Consider the following 17,419-nt stretch of genomic DNA (forward strand, 5'->3'; position numbering starts at 1 on the left):
GGGACGATGTCCGGTTTTGCGCAGAACACATTCAACGGGCTGGTGAGCGGGGCGTTCTACGCCCTGCTCGCCCTCGGGCTCGCGGTCATCTTCGGCATGCTCCGGGTGGTGAACTTCGCCCACGGCGCCTTCTACATGCTCGGCGCGTTCGGGGCGTACGTCCTGCTCACCGAGGCGGGCGTGCCGTTCTGGGCGGCCCTGGTGATCATGCCGCTGGCGCTCGCCGTGCTGGGCATGGCGCTGGAGCGGGCGGTGATCCACCGGCTGACCCGGCTCGACCCGCTCTACAACTTCCTGCTCACCTTCGGCCTGACGCTGATCCTCCAGGACCTGGTGAAGTCCCGGTACGGCATCCAGTCCAGCCCGTACGCCACGCCGGCCGCGCTGAGCGGCTCGGTGAACTTCGGGCTCTTCGACTTCCCGACGTACCGGGTCTTCATCCTCGGCTTCACCGTGCTGCTCTGCGTCGCGGTGTGGTGGGTGCTGGGGCGGACCCGGATCGGCATGGTGGTCCGGGCGGCCACCGAGCGGCCCGAGCTGACCCGCGCCTTCGGCATCGACGTGGGGCGGTGGGTCACCCCGGTCTTCGGCTTCGGCATCGGCCTGGCCGGGCTGGCCGGCGTGCTCGCCGCCCCGATGCGGGCGGTGAACCCGCTGATGGGCGCCGACCTGATCATCGTGGTCTTCGCGGTGGTGGTGATCGGCGGCCTCGGCTCGATCTTCGGCTCGGTCGCCGCCGGCTTCGGCATCGGCCTGGTCCAGGCCTGGGGCGAGGCGTACCTGTCGGAGTTCCCGATCGTGTCCCAGACCGTCGTCTTCGTGGTGATGGCCGTGGTGCTGCTCTGGCGCCCGGCCGGCCTGTTCGGCCGTGAGGAGGCACCGGCATGACCAGCGCCGTCGACACCCCCGCCGACGCGGCCCGCCCGGCGGCGCCGTCCGGGCTGCTCACCGTCGCCAGAGCCCCCGGCTGGGTCCGCTACGCGCTGCTCGCCGTGGGCCTGGTGGTGGCGCTCTGGCTGCCCAACGGGCTCTACCCGGCGGTGGCGGTGGACATCCTCTGCTGGGCGCTCTTCGCCGTCTCGGTGGACCTGCTGCTCGGCTTCACCGGGCTGATGTCCTTCGGGCACGCCGCGTTCTGGGGCACCTCCGCGTACGTGACCGGGCTGTTGGCGATCCACGCCGGCCTGCCCTTCCCGGCGGCGGTGCTGGCCGGCGCGCTCGCCGCGGCGCTGCTCGCGGTGCCGATCGGCTACCTCGCGGTCAAGCGCACCGGGATCTACTTCGCGATGGTCACCCTGGCCTTCGCGCAACTGGTCTACTACGTGGCCAACGAGTGGCGCTCGGTCACCCGGGGCGAGAACGGCCTCCAGGGCGTGCCCCGGGAGTTCTTCGGGACGGACCTGAGCGACGACTACTACTTCTACTACGCGATCCTGCCGATCGTGCTGCTCGGGCTGGCCGCCGTCTGGCGGATCGTGCACTCGCCGTTCGGCCGGGTGCTGGTCGGCATCCGCGACAACCCGGCGCGCGCCCGGGCGCTCGGCTACCCGGTGCACCGGTACAAGCTGACCGCCTTCGTCCTCTCCGGCTTCATCGCCGGGCTGGGCGGCGGGCTCTTCGCCGTCAGCCACCGCTTCGTCTCCCTCGACGTGCTGCACTGGACCACCTCCGGCAAGGCGGTGATCGTGGTGGTGCTCGGTGGCATCGGCACCCTGTGGGGCGGGGTGCTCGGCGCGGCGGTCGTGGTCCGGCTGGAGGACTGGCTGTCCTTCTCCGGATTCGAGGCCATCGGCCTGGTCACCGGCGGCATCTTCGTCCTCGTCGTGCTGCTGTTCCGGCGCGGCATCTGGGGGACGATCGCCGACCTGGCGCGGCGCTGGGGATCCGCCCGGCGCAGGACTGGGGGCTAAGCGTCCAAGCGGTGGGGCTGGGGGGCGACGTGCCCGGCTCCGGGCGGTCCGGCCTGATCCCTGCGCCGGTCACGGTCGTCCCCAGCCCCGCCGTGGTCACCGTCCGCCCGTGCGTCCCGGTCGCCGGGCACCATGGTCACGGGAGTCGGGCAACCCCCTCAGCAACGCGCATGACGATCAGCGATCGGCCAGCTACTGTAAGCTACCAAGCGCCCGGGGGGTCGTTACGTACCGGGACGCCAACCCGGCTAGGATTCGGCCCACTATGGTCACCCAGCACATCCGCCGGTTCGCCGCCGGGGTGGCGGCCGATCATGCCGCTCGCCCGCGGACCGTCGTGCCGAACTGGCTCCTCATCCCCGGACTGGCCGTGCTGGCCGTCTCGCTCGCGGCGTATGTCGCCTTCGTGCGCGACCACCCGTTCCGCGGGACGGATTTCAACATGTACCTCGGGGCCGCCCACGCGTTCCTGGATGGGCAGCCCGTCTATCAGCTCGGGTACACCACGCTGAACCTTCCCTACACCTATCCGCCGGTCACCCTGCCGTTCGTGGTCCCGCTGGCCTGGTTCGACGATCGGGCCGCGCTCAACCTCATGAACGCGGTGGGTGTCGTGGGGATGCTCGCGGCGGTGTGGTTCACCACCAAGATGCTCGGGTACGAGGGCACCCGCGGCCGTCTCGGTCTCGTCGCCGCCGTCGGCGCGGTGCTGTTGTGGACCGAGCCGCTGCAGCGCAACCTCGACCTCGGTCAGATCAACATCTTCGTCATGCTGCTGGTCGTGGCGGACCTCGCGATCCCCGACCGGAGCCGGTTCAAGGGCGTACTCATCGGCGCCGCGACCGCGACCAAGCTGCTGCCCGGCCTCTTCGTGGTCTACCTGTTGCTCACGCGGCGGATCCGGGCCGCCATCGTCGCGGCGGGCACCTTCGTCGGGCTCACGCTGCTGGGCGCGATCATCCAGCCGGGCGGTTCGTACGACTACTGGCTGACCGGGCGGGCGTTCGACTCGCACCGGGTGCTGATGACATCCGGCCCGCGTTACGGCGGCAACCAGTCCCTGCAGGGCTTCACCGCGCGTCTGCTTGAGACGGACCAGCAGAATACGATCTGGTGGATGCTGTCCGTGGTCGTCGTCCTGGTCGCCGGCCTCGCCCTCGCGACCGCGCTTCAGCGGCACGGGGAGGAGGCCATGGCCATGATCGTCGTCGGCTTCACCATGCTTCTCATCTCGCCGGTGAGCTGGTCGCACTACTGGCTCTGGATCGGCCCGATGGCGATCGTGCTCGTCGACGTCGTGCGCCGCTCGCACGGCGCGGCACGCGTGCTCGCCGCCGTCGTCGCGGTCGCCGCGATCCTGCCCTTCCTCATGTGGCCGGGTCCCTATCGCGGCGAAATCCTCCCGAGGGGTCTGATCTGGAAGGCCGGCCAGCTGGACGGGTTCGCCCAGCGGTTCGCGGTTGATCCCTACGTGCCGACGGTACTGGTGCTCTTCGCGCTCGCCGCGCTGTGGCTGTACCGGCGGTCCCGCGCGGAACAGACGGTCGTGCCGACCGCCGGCATCGCCGGCCCATGATCATTTTCTCCGGCCGGCAGCGGCTCGGAACCGCCACGAAGACCAGGAGACGTCGATGACGCAGGCGATGGACGAGCGCGCGGTCGCAGCGCCGACGACCGAGCCGACGCCGCCGAGCCAACGCGCCGGCCTGCCCCGGCAGACCGTCGCGGAGACGCCGGCCGCCGAGAGCGCGCCTGTCGGGCGGCCGCCGCGCCTGCTGGTCCTCGACGGACTGCGCCTCGGCGCGGCACTCATGGTCGTCGGGTACCACCTCGTCGGTGACAAGATCGGCGTCTGGCAGCCCTCCGCTGCGACCGCTTTCGGCCCGCTGCACTCCGTCGCCAAGTACGGCTTCCTCGGCGTGCAGTTGTTCTTCGTGATCAGCGGCTTCGTCATCTGTATGAGCGCCTGGGGCCGCTCCCTCGGTGACTTCTTCGTCTCCCGCGTCGTGCGGCTCTACCCCGCCTACTGGTTCGCCGTCCTGGTGGCGACCGGCGTGCTCGTGGCCGTGCCGAGGGGCGTCGACCTCAAGGTCCGAGATGTGCTGGGCAACCTGACGATGATGCAGGAGTTCCTCGGCATCCGGCACCTCGACCTGTCGTACTGGACGCTCACCGTCGAGATGACCTTCTACATCCTCTTCGCCGTCATCGTGACGCGTGGCCTGACCTACCGCGGCGTGGTCGCCTTCTGCGCCATCTGGACCGTCGCCTCACTGATCGTGCCGAAGTTCGGCAACCAAGGGTTCACCAACGTCGTGGCGGCCGGCTACTCCAGCTACTTCATCGCGGGCATCGCCCTCTACCTCACCTACCGTTTCGGTCCGAACCTGCTGCTGTGGTCGATCGTCGGCCTCTCCTGGCTGATCGCGATCACGCGGCTGCCCAGCCTCGCCCAGGCCCGCGACGTCTCGTTCGTGCCGACGGCCGTCATCGTGACGGGCTTCTTCCTCGTGATGGCGGCGGTCGCCCTCAATCTCTTCTCCTGGGTGAGGTGGCGCTGGGTCGCGACAGCCGGAGCGCTGACCTACCCGCTCTACCTCATCCACCAGACGGTCGGGCTCGCCGTCATCGAGCGGCTCCAGGCCCATCTGTCGCCGTGGCTGCTGATCACCGCTCTGGTCGCGTCCCTGCTCGTCGCCGCGTGGCTGATCCACCGATTCGTCGAGCGGCCCGCTTCCCGCTGGATGAAGCGTCAGCTCAGCGACTCGCTGCGCCAGTTGCGGACGACCCGCTGACGCTGCGGGCGTCCGATCCCTGGGCCGACCGGCCCTGTCGCCTGGCTCGCGGCGACGGCGGACGCCACTCGCGGGCGTCCCTCCAGTCGAGTAGGAGCGCGAGGAAGGGCTGAGCCTTCCCTCCGTCGACGCGCTGCGCCTGGGCCGAGGGGCCTGGCCGCCGTGACCGGCGCCGGAATCAAGCCGGACCGCCGGGAGCCGGGCACGGCTGGCCGCATCTACTGACGGACCGCCGCAACCGGACAAGGGCGGCCATGTGGGACGACGCCGCAGCGCCGGTGGAGCGGCGGGCCGAGGTCCGCCACTCCAAACCGAGCACCGTGAGCTGGCGCACAAACGATACGAACCGGTTCCGTATCGAAACTCTCTCGCCTACGCTCAGGCATCGTTACGAGTCTGCCCCGTATCGTATTTCGACGCGGGTGAGCCGGGGGGAAAACGGACATGGAACCGCACGAGAACACCGGACATCCGAGGAGGTGGGCGATCCTCGGGGTGCTGGTGATCAGCCTCCTCGTGGTTGTCCTCGACAACACCATCCTCAACGTCGCGCTGCGCACCCTCGCCGACCCGGTGCACGGCCTCGGGGCCAGCCAGGGCGAGCTGGAATGGGCCATCAACTCCTACACGCTGGTCTTCGCCGGCCTGCTCTTCAGCTTCGGGGTGCTCGGCGACCGCGCCGGCCGCCGGCGCTTCCTCATGATCGGCCTGCTTCTCTTCGGCCTCGCCTCGCTGCTCTCGGCGTACGCGCAGAGCCCGGCGCAGCTGATCGGCGCCCGCGCCCTGATGGGGGTCGGCGGTGCGGCCATCATGCCGGTCACCCTCTCGATCATCTCCAACGTCTTCGACCCGCGCGAGCGTGGCCGGGCCATCGGCGTCTGGGCCGGCGCGGTCGGCCTCGCCGTGGCGATCGGCCCGATCCTCGGCGGTGCCCTGCTGGAGCACTACTGGTGGGGCTCGGTCTTCCTGATCAACGTGCCGGTGGTGGCGATCGGCGTGGTGCTGGTCGGCGTCCTGGTGCCCGAGTCGCGCGACCCGAACCCGGGCCGGGTCGACCTGCTCGGCGTGCTGCTCTCGGTGGTCGGCCTGGTCGCGCTCACCTACGGCATCATCGACGGCGGCGAGCACGGCTTCGACCGGCCGCTGGTCTGGGCCTCGATCGTCGGCGGCCTGGCCGTGCTGGGCTGGTTCATCTCCCACGAGCTGCGCAGCGACCACCCCTCGCTGGACGTCCGGCTGTTCCGGGTGCCCCGCTTCGCCGCCCCGGTGGCGCTGGTCGGGCTGGTCTTCTTCGCCGCCATGGGCGTGATGTTCTTCAACGCCTTCTACCTGCAGCTGGTGCGGGGCTACAGCCCGCTCGAGACCGGCCAGCTCTTCCTGCCCTTCGCCGCCGCGCAGCTGTTCTTCGCGCCGCGCAGCGCGGCGATGGTCCGCCGCTTCGGCGGCCGGGCGGTCGCCGTGGTCGGTCTCGTGCTGACCGCGGTGGCGCTCGGCGCGTTCGTCCTCGTCGACGAGGTCACGCCGATCTGGGTGGTCCTGGTGCTGACCTTCGTCCAGGGCACCGGCATGGCGAACATCATGCCGCCGGCGACCGAGTCGATCATGTCGGCGCTGCCCCGGGAGAAGGCCGGCGTCGGCTCGGCGGTCAGCAACACCGTCCGGCAGGTCGCCGGCGCACTGGGGGTCGCGGTGCTCGGCTCGGTGCTCTCCGCGGTCTACCGGGAGGACATCGCCTCGGCGCTCGCCGGCCTGCCCGCCCCGGCCCGAGACGCCGCCGACGAGTCCATCTCCGGCGCGTACGCGGCGGCGGCCCAGCTCGGGCCGGCGGCGCCCAAGCTGATCGCGGCGGCCAACGACTCGTTCGTCGCGGCGATGCACTGGGCGGCCGGGCTCTCCGCGGTGGTGGCCGCGCTGGGCATCCTGATCGCGGTGCGCTGGATGCCGGCTCGCCCGGCGGCCGGCCCGACCGAGGCTCGACCGGCCGTCGAGCCCGAGTTGGCCGGGACCGCCTAGGTTGGGCGACAATGTCTGACATGACTTCCACCGCCGATGCTCCGCGGTCGCCCGGGCGACCGCGGAGCAGCCGCGCGGACGAAGCCATCATCGAGGCCACCCTCGACCTGCTCGCCGAGGGCAGCAGCATCGAGACACTCTCCATCGAGGCGATCGCCGCCCGCGCCGGGGTCGGCAAGGCCACCATCTACCGGCGCTGGCCCGGCAAGGACGCCCTGCTGCTCGACGCGCTGCGCCGGCTCAAGGGCATCATGCCGAAGCCGGCCGGCGACTCCGTCCGGGACGACCTGGTGGTGCTCGTCGGCGCGGTCGGGCACAACATCGACCCCCGGGCCGCCAAGATCATGCCCTGCCTGATACCCGAGGTGAACCGCAGCCCGGACCACTTCCAGCTCTACCAGAACATCATCCAACCCCGGCGGAAGCTGATGCGCGAGGTGCTCCGGCGCGGCGTCGCCAGCGGCGAACTGCGGGCCGACCTCGACATCGAGCTGACGATGGCGCTGCTCACCGGGCCGATGCTGATCCAGCGGATGCTGCGCTGGCACCCCGAGCTGGACGACCGGATCCTGCCCGAGCGCATCGTGGACAACGTCCTCGACGGCATCCGCACCCGCTGACGGGGTGCGCTCGGTCAATTCCCCTCGCCGGCCCCGGCGATCAGGGGCACGAGCCGGGTGAGCGCGGGGAAGCCCGGGCACCGATCCTCCGGCTCGATCGCGGTGGCGGCGGCGAACGCCCAGGCCAGCGCCGTCTCCCTCGACGTGCCGTCGAGATGCGGCACCAGCTCGGCGAGCAGCGCCGCCCGCGCGCCCGGGTCACGTAGGGTCCCTGCTGTCGCCAGTGCCTCCTGGGCCACCTCCGCCGTCTCGGGCGGGGACAGGTACGCGACGAGCCGGGCGAGGCCCCGCGCCCGTGACGCGGGCTCCTGGATCTGCCGGATCTCCTCGTACGCACGCCCCCGCCGGGCGGCGTCCAGGTGCGGCGCCAGCTCGTGCACCGCGTCCACCAGATGCTGGGGCTCGTAGCTCAGCGCCAGCTCCAGGGCCTGCCCCCGGCGGTCCGCGTCCACGAAGGGCGCCAGCGTCGCCAGTGCCTGCTGCGGGTACTCCCGCTCCTCCCGCAGCGCCACCTCCCACAGCCCGGCGAGCTGCTCGGTGGTGAGGTGGGGCGCCAGGACGCGCAGGTGCGACGCCCAGGGGCCCCCTGGGCGCTCGGTCAGCGCCTCGGCCGCAGCCGACACCGCCGATGTACGGACCTCGTCGGGCAGGTAAGGGACCAACGAGGCCAGCGCCGCGGCCCGGGCGCCGTGGTCCGCGATCGCTCTGGCGGCCGCGGCGGCAGTGGGCAGCAAGGTGGACGGCAGCAGCGGGATCAGCAGGCTCAGCGAGTGGGCGCGGCTGTGCCCGTCGCGAACGGCCGCGACGGCGGCCAGTGCGTCGCCGAGTTGGTCCGGCTCGAGCAGCGGAAACAGGTCCTTCCAGGCCAGGTAGGAGTGGCCGTCCCCGGTCGCTTCGCCCGCGGCGGTCAGTGCGGCCGACACGGCCTGACGCCGACGCGCCGCTGGGAGGGAGCGGGCGACACCGGCCAGCGCCCGGGCCCGGAAACCGGGATCGATGATGCCGGCCGCGGCGTCGGTGGCGACCGCGAGCTGCGCCTCGTCCAGGTGTGGCGCGATCGCGGTGAGCAGCACCGCCCGCGAGTTGCCGTCCGCAACCTGGATGATCTTGTTCAGTGCGGCTGTCCGCTGCTCGGGGAGGTAATGCTCGGCGAGCCAGCAGAGTTCCGGGCCCGAACCGTCGCCGAGCCGGCTGGTGACGATGTCGTAGAGCGTCGCTCGCTGGGCCGCGTCGAGCCACGGCGCCAACTTCATCAGCGATGAGGCGCCCGTCGCCGGGTGCAGCCGGCTCGCCGCGGCCAGGGCGAACCGAGCCGACGCGGACCGTCGCGCTTCCGGCAACCGGGGTAGCAGCGCGACCAGCGTGAGCATCTGCTGGGACGCGCGGTCCATCGTCGGCACCACCGTAAGCGCCCGTTGCGCCTGCACCTCGCTGAGCCGCGGTGCCAGGCGCACGATGAGGTTCGTCTGCCGGTGCCGGTCCGACAGGTTCAGCGCGACCCGGAGCGCCTTCTCGACCTGCTCGTCGTCCAGCCGCCCGGTCAGCTCCTCCAAACCGGGTACCCCGGGCAGGGCGAGTAGCACGGCGAGAACGTCGGCGACCGTGGGCGCGGGCTGTCTGGCCGGCGGCAGCGGGACCGGATCCACCTCGCGCAGCAGCTTGTCCAGCTCCGCCAGGGCGTCGAGGAAGTCCCGCAGCCCGTCGCTGTCGTTGTACTCGTCGAAGACGTCGGGCTCGTCCGCCAGCCGGCACACCCGGCTGGCCGCCGCCACGAGCCGCCGGAAAAGCTCCTGCTCGGGTTCGGTCACGGATGCCGATCATGCCCGATGGCCAGCTGGCGCACCGTCCCTGCGCGGCGGCCGCCAGGTCAGCCGGCGGGCGTACGCAGGCGGTGCAGGCGCAGCGCCAACTGCACCTCGAGGGCCCGCTCCGGCTTCTGCCAGTCCGCGCCGAGCAGCTGCCCGACCCGCTCCAACCGTTGGGTCACCGTGTTGACGTGCACGTGCAGCAGCTCCGCCGCCCGGGCCAGGCTGCCGCCCACCCCGAAGTACGCCTCCAGGGTCTTCACCAGCGCGGTGCCCCGCCGGGCGTCGTAGTCCACCACCGGCCCCACCGTCGTGGTGAGGAACCGGGCCACGTCCCGGTCGCCGGAGTCGCCGACCGCGCCGAGCAACAGCCCGACGAAGCCCAGCTCCGCCGTGCTCGCTCCCTGCCCGGAGCGGCCCAGCGCGCCCAGCGCGGTGAGGCAGCGCTCCGCCTCGGCGAAGGTGGTGGCCAGCGACGTCGGACCGGCCGACGGCCCGCTGGCGCCGGCGGTCACCGGGCGACCGGTCACCCGGGACAGGTCCCGGGCCACCGCCCGGGCGCTGCCCCCGGCGTCCCGCCCGGGCAGCATCAGCACCACCCGGCCGTCCCGCGCCGCCGCCAGCCCACCCCGGGTCGAGGCGTACGTGGTGGCCCAGGAGAGCACCCGCTGCCGGGCGGAGCCGGTCGCGGCGATCGCGTCGTCGCCAACGGCGACCAGCACGTGCGGGGCGTCCAGGTCCACCCCGAGCCGGCGGGCCCGGCTGCGCAGCGCGTCGGCGTCGCGCAGCGGCCGGGCGATCAGGTCGTCGAGCAGCTCACCCCGGACCCGCCCCTCCGCCTCGGCGACGGTCCGGCGGAACAGCAGCAGCAGCGCGGTGACCAGCGCGGCGCGCTCCAGGATCCGCTGGTCCGCGTCGACCAGCTCGCCGTCGGGGCGCAGCACCAGCGCGCCCAGGTTCTCCGCGCCGGCCACCACCGCGGCGTACCAGAGCGGGCCGCGGCGCACGCTGCGCCCCTCGGTACGCGACGCGGCCACCGCCTCCACCATGTCGGCGCGGTCCGGCTCGGCGATCTGCCCGACCCGGGCGAGCTGACGGCCCTCGGCGTCCAGCGCCAGCAGCGCCCCGCCGAGCACGTCGGTCACCGCGGCCGCCACGTCCTCCACCCCGCCGCCCCGCAGCACCAGCGCGGTCATCCGGTCGTGGGCCGCCGCGGCCCGCTCCACCGAGCTGCTGTGCGCCCGGATGGTGCTGTTCGCCGCGGACAGCTCCGCCAACGCCGAGCGGGTCTCCGCGAGCAGCCGGGCGGTGTCGATCGCCACCGCCGCGTGGGCGGCGAGCGACACCAGCAGCGACACCTCCTCGCGGGCGAACGGTCGGGCCGACCGGTTCGCCGCGTACAGCACGCCGATCACACTGGAGCCCAGCCGCAGCGGCACGCCGAGGATGGCCACCAGGCCCTCCTCGCCGACCCCGCCGTCGATCTCCCCGGTGTGCTTGAACCGTTCGTCCTCCTGATAGTTCGAGGTGACGTACGGCGTGCCGGTCTGCGCCACCAGGCCACCCAGCCCGTCGCCCATCTCCAGGCGCAGCCGCTGGAAGCGCGCCGAGATCGACCCGTCGGTGACCCGCATGTACGTGTCGCCGCGCTCGTCGTCGTTGAGCGTCATGTACGCCACGTCGGTGCCGAGCAGGATCCGCGCCCGATGCACGATCGCCCGCAGCACGTCGTCCAGGTCGCGCAGCCCGGCCAGGTCGCTCGCCGTGTCGTACAGGCCGGAGAGCTCGATCTCCCGGCGGCGCCGGCGCTCCAGCAGCGCGCGGACCCGCAGCGCCACCACCTTCGCCTGCTCCAGCTCGGCGAGCCGCTCGGCCGGCAGGCCGGCGGCCCGGGCGGCCACCAGCGGCCCCTCGAACTCGACCGCGGCGGCCTCCCGGGCCAGTAGCTCAAGGAACTCGACCGGCGACGACATGAGCGACATTGTGCGCGACGCCACTAGTTGGCCGTCCAGCCCCCGTCGAGGGCGATCGAGGCGCCGGTGATGAAGGCCGCCGGCGGGGAGCACAGGTACGCCACCAGCTCCGCCACCTCCTCCGGCTCGATCAGCCGCTTGATCGCCGCCCGGGCCAGCATGATCTTCTCGACCACCTCGTCCTCGTCGATCCCGTGGCTGGCGGCCTGGTCGGCGATCTGGCTCTCCACCAGCGGCGTGCGGACGTACGCCGGGTTGATGCAGTTGGCCGTCACCCCGTGCGCGGCGCCCTCCAGCGCGACCACCTTCGACAACCCCTCCAGTGCGTGCTTGGCGGACACGTACGCCGCCTTGTACGGCGACGCGCGCAGCCCGTGCACCGAGGAGATGTTGACGATGCGGCCCCAGCCGTTGGCGTACATGTGCGGCAGCATCCGCCGGATGAGCAGGAAGGGCGCTTCCACCATCACCCGCTGGATGTACTCGAAGCGCTCGGTGGGAAAGTCCTGCACCGGCGCGACGTGCTGCAGCCCGGCGTTGTTGACCACGATGTCCACGTCGGCGTCGAGCCGGTCCACCGCCGCCGCGTCGGCCAGGTCGATCCCCTCGGCCCGACCCCCCGCCTCGGCGGCCACCGCCTTGGCCGCCTCCACGTTGCGGTCCACCACCAGCACGCTCGCGCCGGCCGCCGCCAGGCGCAGCGCGCAGGCCCGGCCGATGCCGCTGCCACCACCGGTCACCAGGGCGCTACGACCGGAGAGGTCGACGCGTACGACGTGGGGGACCGCCACGGGTTCTGCCGTCATGGCGCAAGAAGTTACGAGCTGTGTGGCCGGTGGCACATGGGGCGGCGGCACATACTCCACCGTCGTTCTGTGTGGGAGTGGGGAAACGCCGCGGGCCCGGACGGGCCGGGGGCGACCCGGCGGGCGGTCGGGAGTGTCCGACCGGCGTGGCACAGTCGGCGGCGGGACGTCACCGCGCCGACCATCCACCCGGTCGGCCCCGACCGGACGGAGCGTGCAGATGTCGACAGTCTCGCTGCCGGGCGGCGGCTCCGCCGAGGGAGCGCCGGTGGCCTTCGAGGCGACGCTGGTCCGCTGGCCGGGTCCCGGCGGCTGGGTCTTCGCCCCGGTGCCCGACGAGTACGCGCCACCCACCGCCGGCCCGTTCGGCCGGGTGCCGGTGACCGCCACGGTGGACGCCCGCACCTGGTCGACCAGCGTCTGGCGGGACCGGAGGGCGGGCTGGCTGCTGGCGGTCCCGGCCCGGATCCGGGCCGGGAAGGACCACGGGGACGTCGTCTCCGCCGCCGTCGAGGTCGACCACGCGCGGATGTAGCGGCGACCGGGTCGTGCCGGCGGTCGACCGGTCGCCGCGCCGGGCCGGCGTGTCCCCACGGGTGCCGGCGCGAGCCGACCAGTAGGGTGTCGAACACACGTACTGCTGGCGGCTGGGGGAGGAGGCGGCGTGCGGGTGCTCGGCGTCGACCCGGGGCTTACCCGGTGCGGGGTCGGCGTGGTCGAGGGGGTGCCGGGCCGGCCCTGCACGCTGGTCGCCTACTACGTCGTCTACACCGACCCGGGCGACGAGCTGCCGCTGCGCCTGCTGCACCTGGACCGGTCGCTGACCGACCTGGTCGCCGAGCACCGGCCGGACGCGGTCGCCGTCGAGCGGGTGTTCAGCCAGCACAACGTCCGCACCGTGATGGGCACCGCGCAGGCCAGCGGGATCGCCGTGCTCGCCGGGGCACGCGCCGGGCTGCCCGTGCAGACGTACACCCCGAGCGAGGTCAAGGCGGCGGTGACCGGTTCCGGTCAGGCCGACAAGGCACAGATGACCGCGATGGTGACCCGGCTGCTGCGGCTGCCCGAGCCGCCGAAGCCGGCCGACGCCGCCGACGCCCTGGCCCTGGCCATCTGCCACGTGTGGCGCGGCGGCACCCGGTCCAAGCTGGCCGCCGCGGCCGAGCGGGCCCGACGAGGAGGAGCGACTAAGTGACGGTCACCCGGATCGCGTACTCCGACCGGCTGAACGCGGGTAAGTACACGGCCCTGGTGGAGCAGGCCAGTCGGTTGGGTCGGGTGCGTAGCTTGGTGTGGCAGCGGTACGGGTCGATCGCCGGTGTCGGGTCCGGGCTGACGGACCGGCAGGTGCGAGACCGCTGGCTGGCCGACGGCACACACGTCCAGTTCGGGGTGCTGGCGAACGCGTGGAAGGAAACCGTCCGCGACGCCATGGCCGACGTCGCAGCGAACCTCGCCTCGGCCAAGGTCGAGGTCCGGCGGGCGATCACCCGACGCACCACCGATCCGGTCGAGCGCAAGCGGATGTTCACCGCGCTGAAGGCCGACCGATGGGCTGTCGACCCCTTTCTGGCTCGACAGATGCGCAAGCACTGGAAGCGTGGCCGCAACCGCACGCACGATCAGATCGTGGTGCGCGCGGACCAGCACAACACCGTCACCGACGCGCGCGGCCGATTGTGGCTGGCGGTCCCTGGCCTGCAACGCCGCAAGATGGTCAAGATCCCGCTGTCGTCGACCGTGGCCCCGACGGGCACGCTGCGGCTGATGCTGCGCGGCGGGCGGGTGGAGGTGCATTACCAGATCGACGCGTCGCAGATGCGGTCGTCGCTGCGGCCGTGCGGTGACCGGACGGTCGGCGTCGACAAGGGCTACACCGAAGCCCTGACCGACTCCGACGGCGGCCGCCACGGCGGCCGCCTCGGCCAGCTGCTGAGCAGTGAGTCGGACCGGTTGAAGGAACGCAACCGGCGTCGGGCGAAGCTGCGCTCGATCGCGAACACCGCCGCCCGTCGTGGCGACCATGCGAAAGCGCACCGGATCAGGGCCAACAACCTCGGGACCGTCAAGCGGGAGCGACAGGCCGCCCGCCACCGCGCACGGGTGCGTACCGAGATCTTCACCGCAGTGCACCGCGCCGTCGACAAGGCCGCCACCGTGGTCGCCGGAGACCTCACCAAACGCTTCGCCGGGCGCAGGACGCTCGGCCGCAACGTCAACCGGCGCCTCGCCGCGTGGGCCAAAGGGGTCACCGCCGAGGCCCTAACCAACGTGTCGGAGCGCAGAGGTTCTGCGCTCGTGCACGTCAACGCCGCCTACACCTCACAAGCCTGTCACCGCTGCGGCCGGCTCGGCCGACGCAGCGGGGACCGGTTTCACTGCACTGCGTGCGGGGTGGTGTGGCAGGCCGACGTGAACGCCGCGATCAACATCCTGCAGCGAGCAGGCGACCCCGACATCGCCCTGCACACCCCGCACCACAAGGTGAAGCAGATCCTGCAGGACAGGACCGATCGCCACCGGACCAGACTGCCGGTCCAGGACTCCAGCCCGGCCACCGCCGAGCGGAGAGCGAATAATCCGAACCGCTCAGCAATGAGCAACTAGGTAGGAAGCAGGAGCGCGATGATCGCCAGCGTGCGCGGCACGGTGACCGCGACCGGTCCGGACCATGCGGTGGTGGAGGTCGGCGGGATCGGCCTGGCGGTGCAGTGCGCCCCCGGCACCCTCGCCGAGCTGCGGGTCGGCCAGCCGGCGCGGCTCGCCACCAGCCTGGTCGTCCGGGAGGACTCGCTCACCCTGTACGGCTTCGCCGACGACGACGCCAAGCAGCTCTTCGAGCTGCTGCAGACCGCCAGCGGCGTCGGCCCCCGGCTGGCCCAGGCGGTGCTCGCCGTGCACACCCCGGACGCGGTCCGCAAGGCCATCGCCAACGCCGACACCGCCGCGCTGACCCGGGTGCCGGGCATCGGCAAGAAGGGCGCCGAGCGGCTGGTCCTCGAGCTGCGGGACCGGATCGGCCCGGTGCCGGTCGGCGTCGACGGCGCGGCCGGGGTGACCGGCGGCGCCTGGCCCGAGCAGGTCCGCCAGGCGCTCGTCGGGCTCGGCTGGTCCAGCGCCCAGGCCGAGCAGGCGGTGGCCACGGTCGCCGAGACAGTCGACGGGCAGACCCCGCCGGTGCCGATCCTGCTCAAGCAGGCCATCCGCCTCCTGGGCCGGACGCGGTGATGAGCGCGAGGAGTGAGCCGGGTTTGCGAGCCCCGCAGTCGCGAACGAAGGAACCCTCATGACCGGGGAGAACCTGGTCTCGGCGTACGTCAGCGACGCCGAACTCGACGCGGAGGCGAGCGTCCGGCCGAAGCGGCTCGACGAGTTCATCGCCCAGCACCGGGTCCGCGACCAGCTCGACCTGCTGCTCCAGGGCGCGATGCGGCGCGGCTCCCCGCCAGACCACATCCTCCTCTCCGGGCCGCCTGGCCTCGGGAAAACGACGTTGGCCAATATCGTCGCGGCCGAGCTGGGCTCGGGCCTCCGGGTGACCAGCGGCCCGGCGATCGAGCGCTCCGGCGACCTGGCGGCCATCCTGACCAGCCTCGCCGAGGGCGACGTGCTCTTCATCGACGAGATCCACCGGATTGCCAAGCCGGCCGAGGAGCTGCTCTACAGCGCGATGGAGGACTTCCGGGTCGACGTGGTGGTCGGCAAGGGCCCGGGGGCCACCGCCATCCCGCTCGACGTGGAGCCGTTCACCCTGGTCGGCGCGACCACCCGGTCCGGCCTGCTCACGGGGCCGATGCGGGACCGTTTCGGATTCGTCGCCCACCTCGACTTCTACGCCCCGGCCGACCTGGAGGTGCTGCTGCGCCGCTCGGCGCGGATCCTCGGCGTGCCGATCACGGAGGAGGGCGCGGCCGAGATCGCGGGCCGGTCCCGGGGCACCCCGCGGATCGCCAACCGGCTGCTGCGCCGGGTGCGGGACTTCGCCGAGGTCCGGGCCGACGGCGTGGTCAGCCTGGAGACCGCCCGGGCCGCCCTGACCGTGTACGACGTCGACGCGCTGGGCCTGGACCGGCTGGACCGGGCGGTGCTGACCGCGCTGGTCGACTCGTTCCGGGGCGGCCCCGTCGGGCTCTCCACCCTCGCGGTGGCGGTGGGGGAGCAGCCGGACACCGTCGAGGAGGTCTGCGAGCCGTTCCTGGTCCGCGCCGGGCTGCTGGCGCGTACGCCGCGGGGCCGGGTGGCGACCGAGGCGGCCTGGCACCATCTGGGGCGTACACCGCCCAATGGTACATTTGGCACGGATGCCCCTACCGTGCCCGATCTCTTCTCCGCACCGCCGGAACAGCCGTGATCCGAACGTGATCTGTGCCGCATTCGGTGTTCTCAGGTGCAGGGATTAGACTTCGCCGCGGTCTGTACAGGACGTGAGATTCCGCCTCCGCTCCGGCACCCCTCGTGCTGGTCGGAGGCCAATGGGAAGGTCGACAACCGTGCTTTACCTTGCAGCGGGTGGTGGAGGAGCCGGCGGTCTGACGCCGATCCTGATGATCGCCCTGCTCTTCGGCGTCATGTACTTCATGATGATCCGCCCCCAGCAGAAGCGGCGCCGCGAGGCCGAGCAGATGCAGTCCCAGCTCGGCCCGGGCGACGAGGTGGTGACCATCGGCGGCCTCTACGGCACGGTCACCGAGGTGGACGACGACATCGTCCTGCTCGAGGTCGCCCCGGGCGTCCAGACCCGGTACGCCCGGCCGGCCATCGCGCGGGTGACCACCCGGGCCGAGCGCCCCGAGGCGACCGAGCCGGTGGCCGAGGAAGCCGACGCCGTCAAGGAGTGACCGACCGCCCCGACGGGGCAGCGGATTCATCCCGACAAGTGGATAGTTGGGTCGGCGCCCGACGCCGACACGCGGAACTCCCCCGACGCCGCCGCGTCGTGACCCGGAGGCGTGTCGACCGGCGGCGTCGACCCGCCAGAGCAGTCGGCCGGACACCCCCGGCCCGACTTTCGTCGCCGCTGCGCAGGCGGCGCGACCGTACAGGGAGACAGGACAGCCGTGGCACCACCTCAGGGACAGATGCGCCCCGGACGGCAGCTCGCCGTTCTCGGGCTCATCTTCGTCGTCCTCTATCTTTTGGTGTTCTTCTCGGGCGGCGCCAGTGGTGGCTGGAAGGACCGGCTGGAGCCGCGGCTCGGCCAGGACCTGATCGGCGGCACCCGGGTGGCGCTCGAGGCCACCAACAGCGTGGACGGCAAGCCTCCGACGGCCGAGAACCTCGAGGAGGCGCGCCAGATCATCGAGAACCGGGTCAACGGCTACGGCGTGGCCGAGGCCGAGGTGGTCACCGAGGGCAACCGGAACATCGTCATCTCCCTGCCCGGTGTGAACCGGGACCTGACCGACGTCGGCAGCGCCGCCGAGCTGCGGTTCCGCAAGGTGCTCAAGGCGACCGACGGCAGCGGCGCGACCGCCGCCCCGGCGCCGCCCCCCACCGC

15 protein-coding genes and 1 pseudogene are annotated in these 17,419 nt (G+C 72.4%); 13 read left to right on the forward strand and 3 right to left on the reverse strand.

The window, feature by feature from the left end; translation table 11 throughout:
• Nucleotides 1-6: 6 nt before the first annotated feature.
• From DKT69_RS20595 to DKT69_RS20620, 6 genes are all read left to right on the forward strand, one after another.
• Nucleotides 7-888 (forward strand): branched-chain amino acid ABC transporter permease, encoded by an 882-nt coding sequence (locus DKT69_RS20595; protein ID WP_109803158.1) that lies wholly within the window; start codon nucleotides 7-9, stop codon nucleotides 886-888.
• The gene (locus DKT69_RS20600) at nucleotides 885-1,910 is read left to right on the forward strand and encodes a branched-chain amino acid ABC transporter permease (RefSeq protein WP_109803159.1); all 1,026 of its coding nucleotides are present in this window, start codon (nucleotides 885-887) and stop codon (nucleotides 1,908-1,910) included. The genes DKT69_RS20595 and DKT69_RS20600 overlap by 4 nt, the downstream gene beginning before the upstream one ends.
• Before the next feature lie 265 nt (nucleotides 1,911-2,175).
• Nucleotides 2,176-3,486 (forward strand): glycosyltransferase 87 family protein, encoded by a 1,311-nt coding sequence (locus tag DKT69_RS20605; RefSeq protein WP_109803160.1) that lies wholly within the window; start codon nucleotides 2,176-2,178, stop codon nucleotides 3,484-3,486.
• A gap of 55 nt (nucleotides 3,487-3,541) precedes the next feature.
• Complete coding sequence (locus DKT69_RS20610) at nucleotides 3,542-4,705, forward strand: acyltransferase family protein (protein WP_236648119.1); 1,164 nt, start codon at nucleotides 3,542-3,544, stop codon at nucleotides 4,703-4,705.
• 444 nt (nucleotides 4,706-5,149) lie between these two features.
• The gene (locus tag DKT69_RS20615) at nucleotides 5,150-6,718 is read left to right on the forward strand and encodes an MFS transporter (protein WP_109803162.1); all 1,569 of its coding nucleotides are present in this window, start codon (nucleotides 5,150-5,152) and stop codon (nucleotides 6,716-6,718) included.
• An 11-nt stretch (nucleotides 6,719-6,729) separates the two neighbouring features.
• Nucleotides 6,730-7,338: a TetR/AcrR family transcriptional regulator gene (locus DKT69_RS20620; protein WP_109803163.1), complete on the forward strand. Its 609-nt coding sequence runs from the start codon at nucleotides 6,730-6,732 to the stop codon at nucleotides 7,336-7,338.
• A 14-nt stretch (nucleotides 7,339-7,352) separates the two neighbouring features.
• Here the strand turns inward: DKT69_RS20620 and DKT69_RS20625 are convergent, their stop codons facing one another.
• Genes DKT69_RS20625 through DKT69_RS20635 form a run of 3 tightly spaced genes read right to left on the reverse strand, consistent with a single transcriptional unit; the run spans nucleotide 7,353 to nucleotide 11,922 of the window.
• On the reverse strand, nucleotides 7,353-9,146 hold the full coding sequence (locus tag DKT69_RS20625; RefSeq protein ID WP_109803164.1) for a hypothetical protein: 1,794 nt from the start codon (nucleotides 9,144-9,146) through the stop codon (nucleotides 7,353-7,355).
• 59 nt (nucleotides 9,147-9,205) lie between these two features.
• On the reverse strand, nucleotides 9,206-11,125 hold the full coding sequence (locus DKT69_RS20630; protein WP_109803165.1) for a helix-turn-helix domain-containing protein: 1,920 nt from the start codon (nucleotides 11,123-11,125) through the stop codon (nucleotides 9,206-9,208).
• A gap of 14 nt (nucleotides 11,126-11,139) precedes the next feature.
• The gene (locus tag DKT69_RS20635; protein ID WP_109803166.1) at nucleotides 11,140-11,922 is read right to left on the reverse strand and encodes a 3-hydroxybutyrate dehydrogenase; all 783 of its coding nucleotides are present in this window, start codon (nucleotides 11,920-11,922) and stop codon (nucleotides 11,140-11,142) included.
• Between the two features lie 220 nt (nucleotides 11,923-12,142).
• Between DKT69_RS20635 and DKT69_RS38430 the strand changes: the two genes are divergently transcribed.
• From DKT69_RS38430 to DKT69_RS20670, 7 genes and pseudogenes are all read left to right on the forward strand, one after another.
• Entirely contained in the window at nucleotides 12,143-12,457 is a 315-nt protein-coding gene (locus tag DKT69_RS38430; protein ID WP_161557909.1) for a DUF1905 domain-containing protein, read from the forward strand.
• Between the two features lie 129 nt (nucleotides 12,458-12,586).
• Nucleotides 12,587-13,117 (forward strand): crossover junction endodeoxyribonuclease RuvC, encoded by a 531-nt coding sequence (gene ruvC / locus DKT69_RS20645; protein ID WP_109803167.1) that lies wholly within the window; start codon nucleotides 12,587-12,589, stop codon nucleotides 13,115-13,117.
• A complete protein-coding gene (locus tag DKT69_RS20650) occupies nucleotides 13,114-14,529 on the forward strand; it encodes an RNA-guided endonuclease TnpB family protein (RefSeq protein WP_109803168.1) in 1,416 nt (471 codons plus the stop codon). Before ruvC ends, DKT69_RS20650 begins: the two co-directional genes overlap by 4 nt.
• An 18-nt stretch (nucleotides 14,530-14,547) precedes the next feature.
• On the forward strand, nucleotides 14,548-15,150 hold the full coding sequence (ruvA, locus tag DKT69_RS20655) for a Holliday junction branch migration protein RuvA (RefSeq protein ID WP_109803169.1): 603 nt from the start codon (nucleotides 14,548-14,550) through the stop codon (nucleotides 15,148-15,150).
• A gap of 58 nt (nucleotides 15,151-15,208) precedes the next feature.
• Nucleotides 15,209-16,273: a Holliday junction branch migration DNA helicase RuvB gene (gene ruvB / locus DKT69_RS20660; RefSeq protein ID WP_109803170.1), complete on the forward strand. Its 1,065-nt coding sequence runs from the start codon at nucleotides 15,209-15,211 to the stop codon at nucleotides 16,271-16,273.
• Nucleotides 16,274-16,394: 121 nt separating this feature from the next.
• Nucleotides 16,395-16,760, forward strand: coding sequence for a preprotein translocase subunit YajC (yajC, locus tag DKT69_RS20665; RefSeq protein ID WP_109803171.1), 366 nt, complete (start codon nucleotides 16,395-16,397; stop codon nucleotides 16,758-16,760).
• 219 nt (nucleotides 16,761-16,979) lie between these two features.
• Nucleotides 16,980-17,419, forward strand: a pseudogene (locus DKT69_RS20670) (protein translocase subunit SecD); the annotation flags it as partial.

The sequence above is a fragment of the Micromonospora sicca genome (genome assembly GCF_003172935.1).
Classification (GTDB): domain Bacteria; phylum Actinomycetota; class Actinomycetes; order Mycobacteriales; family Micromonosporaceae; genus Micromonospora; species Micromonospora sicca.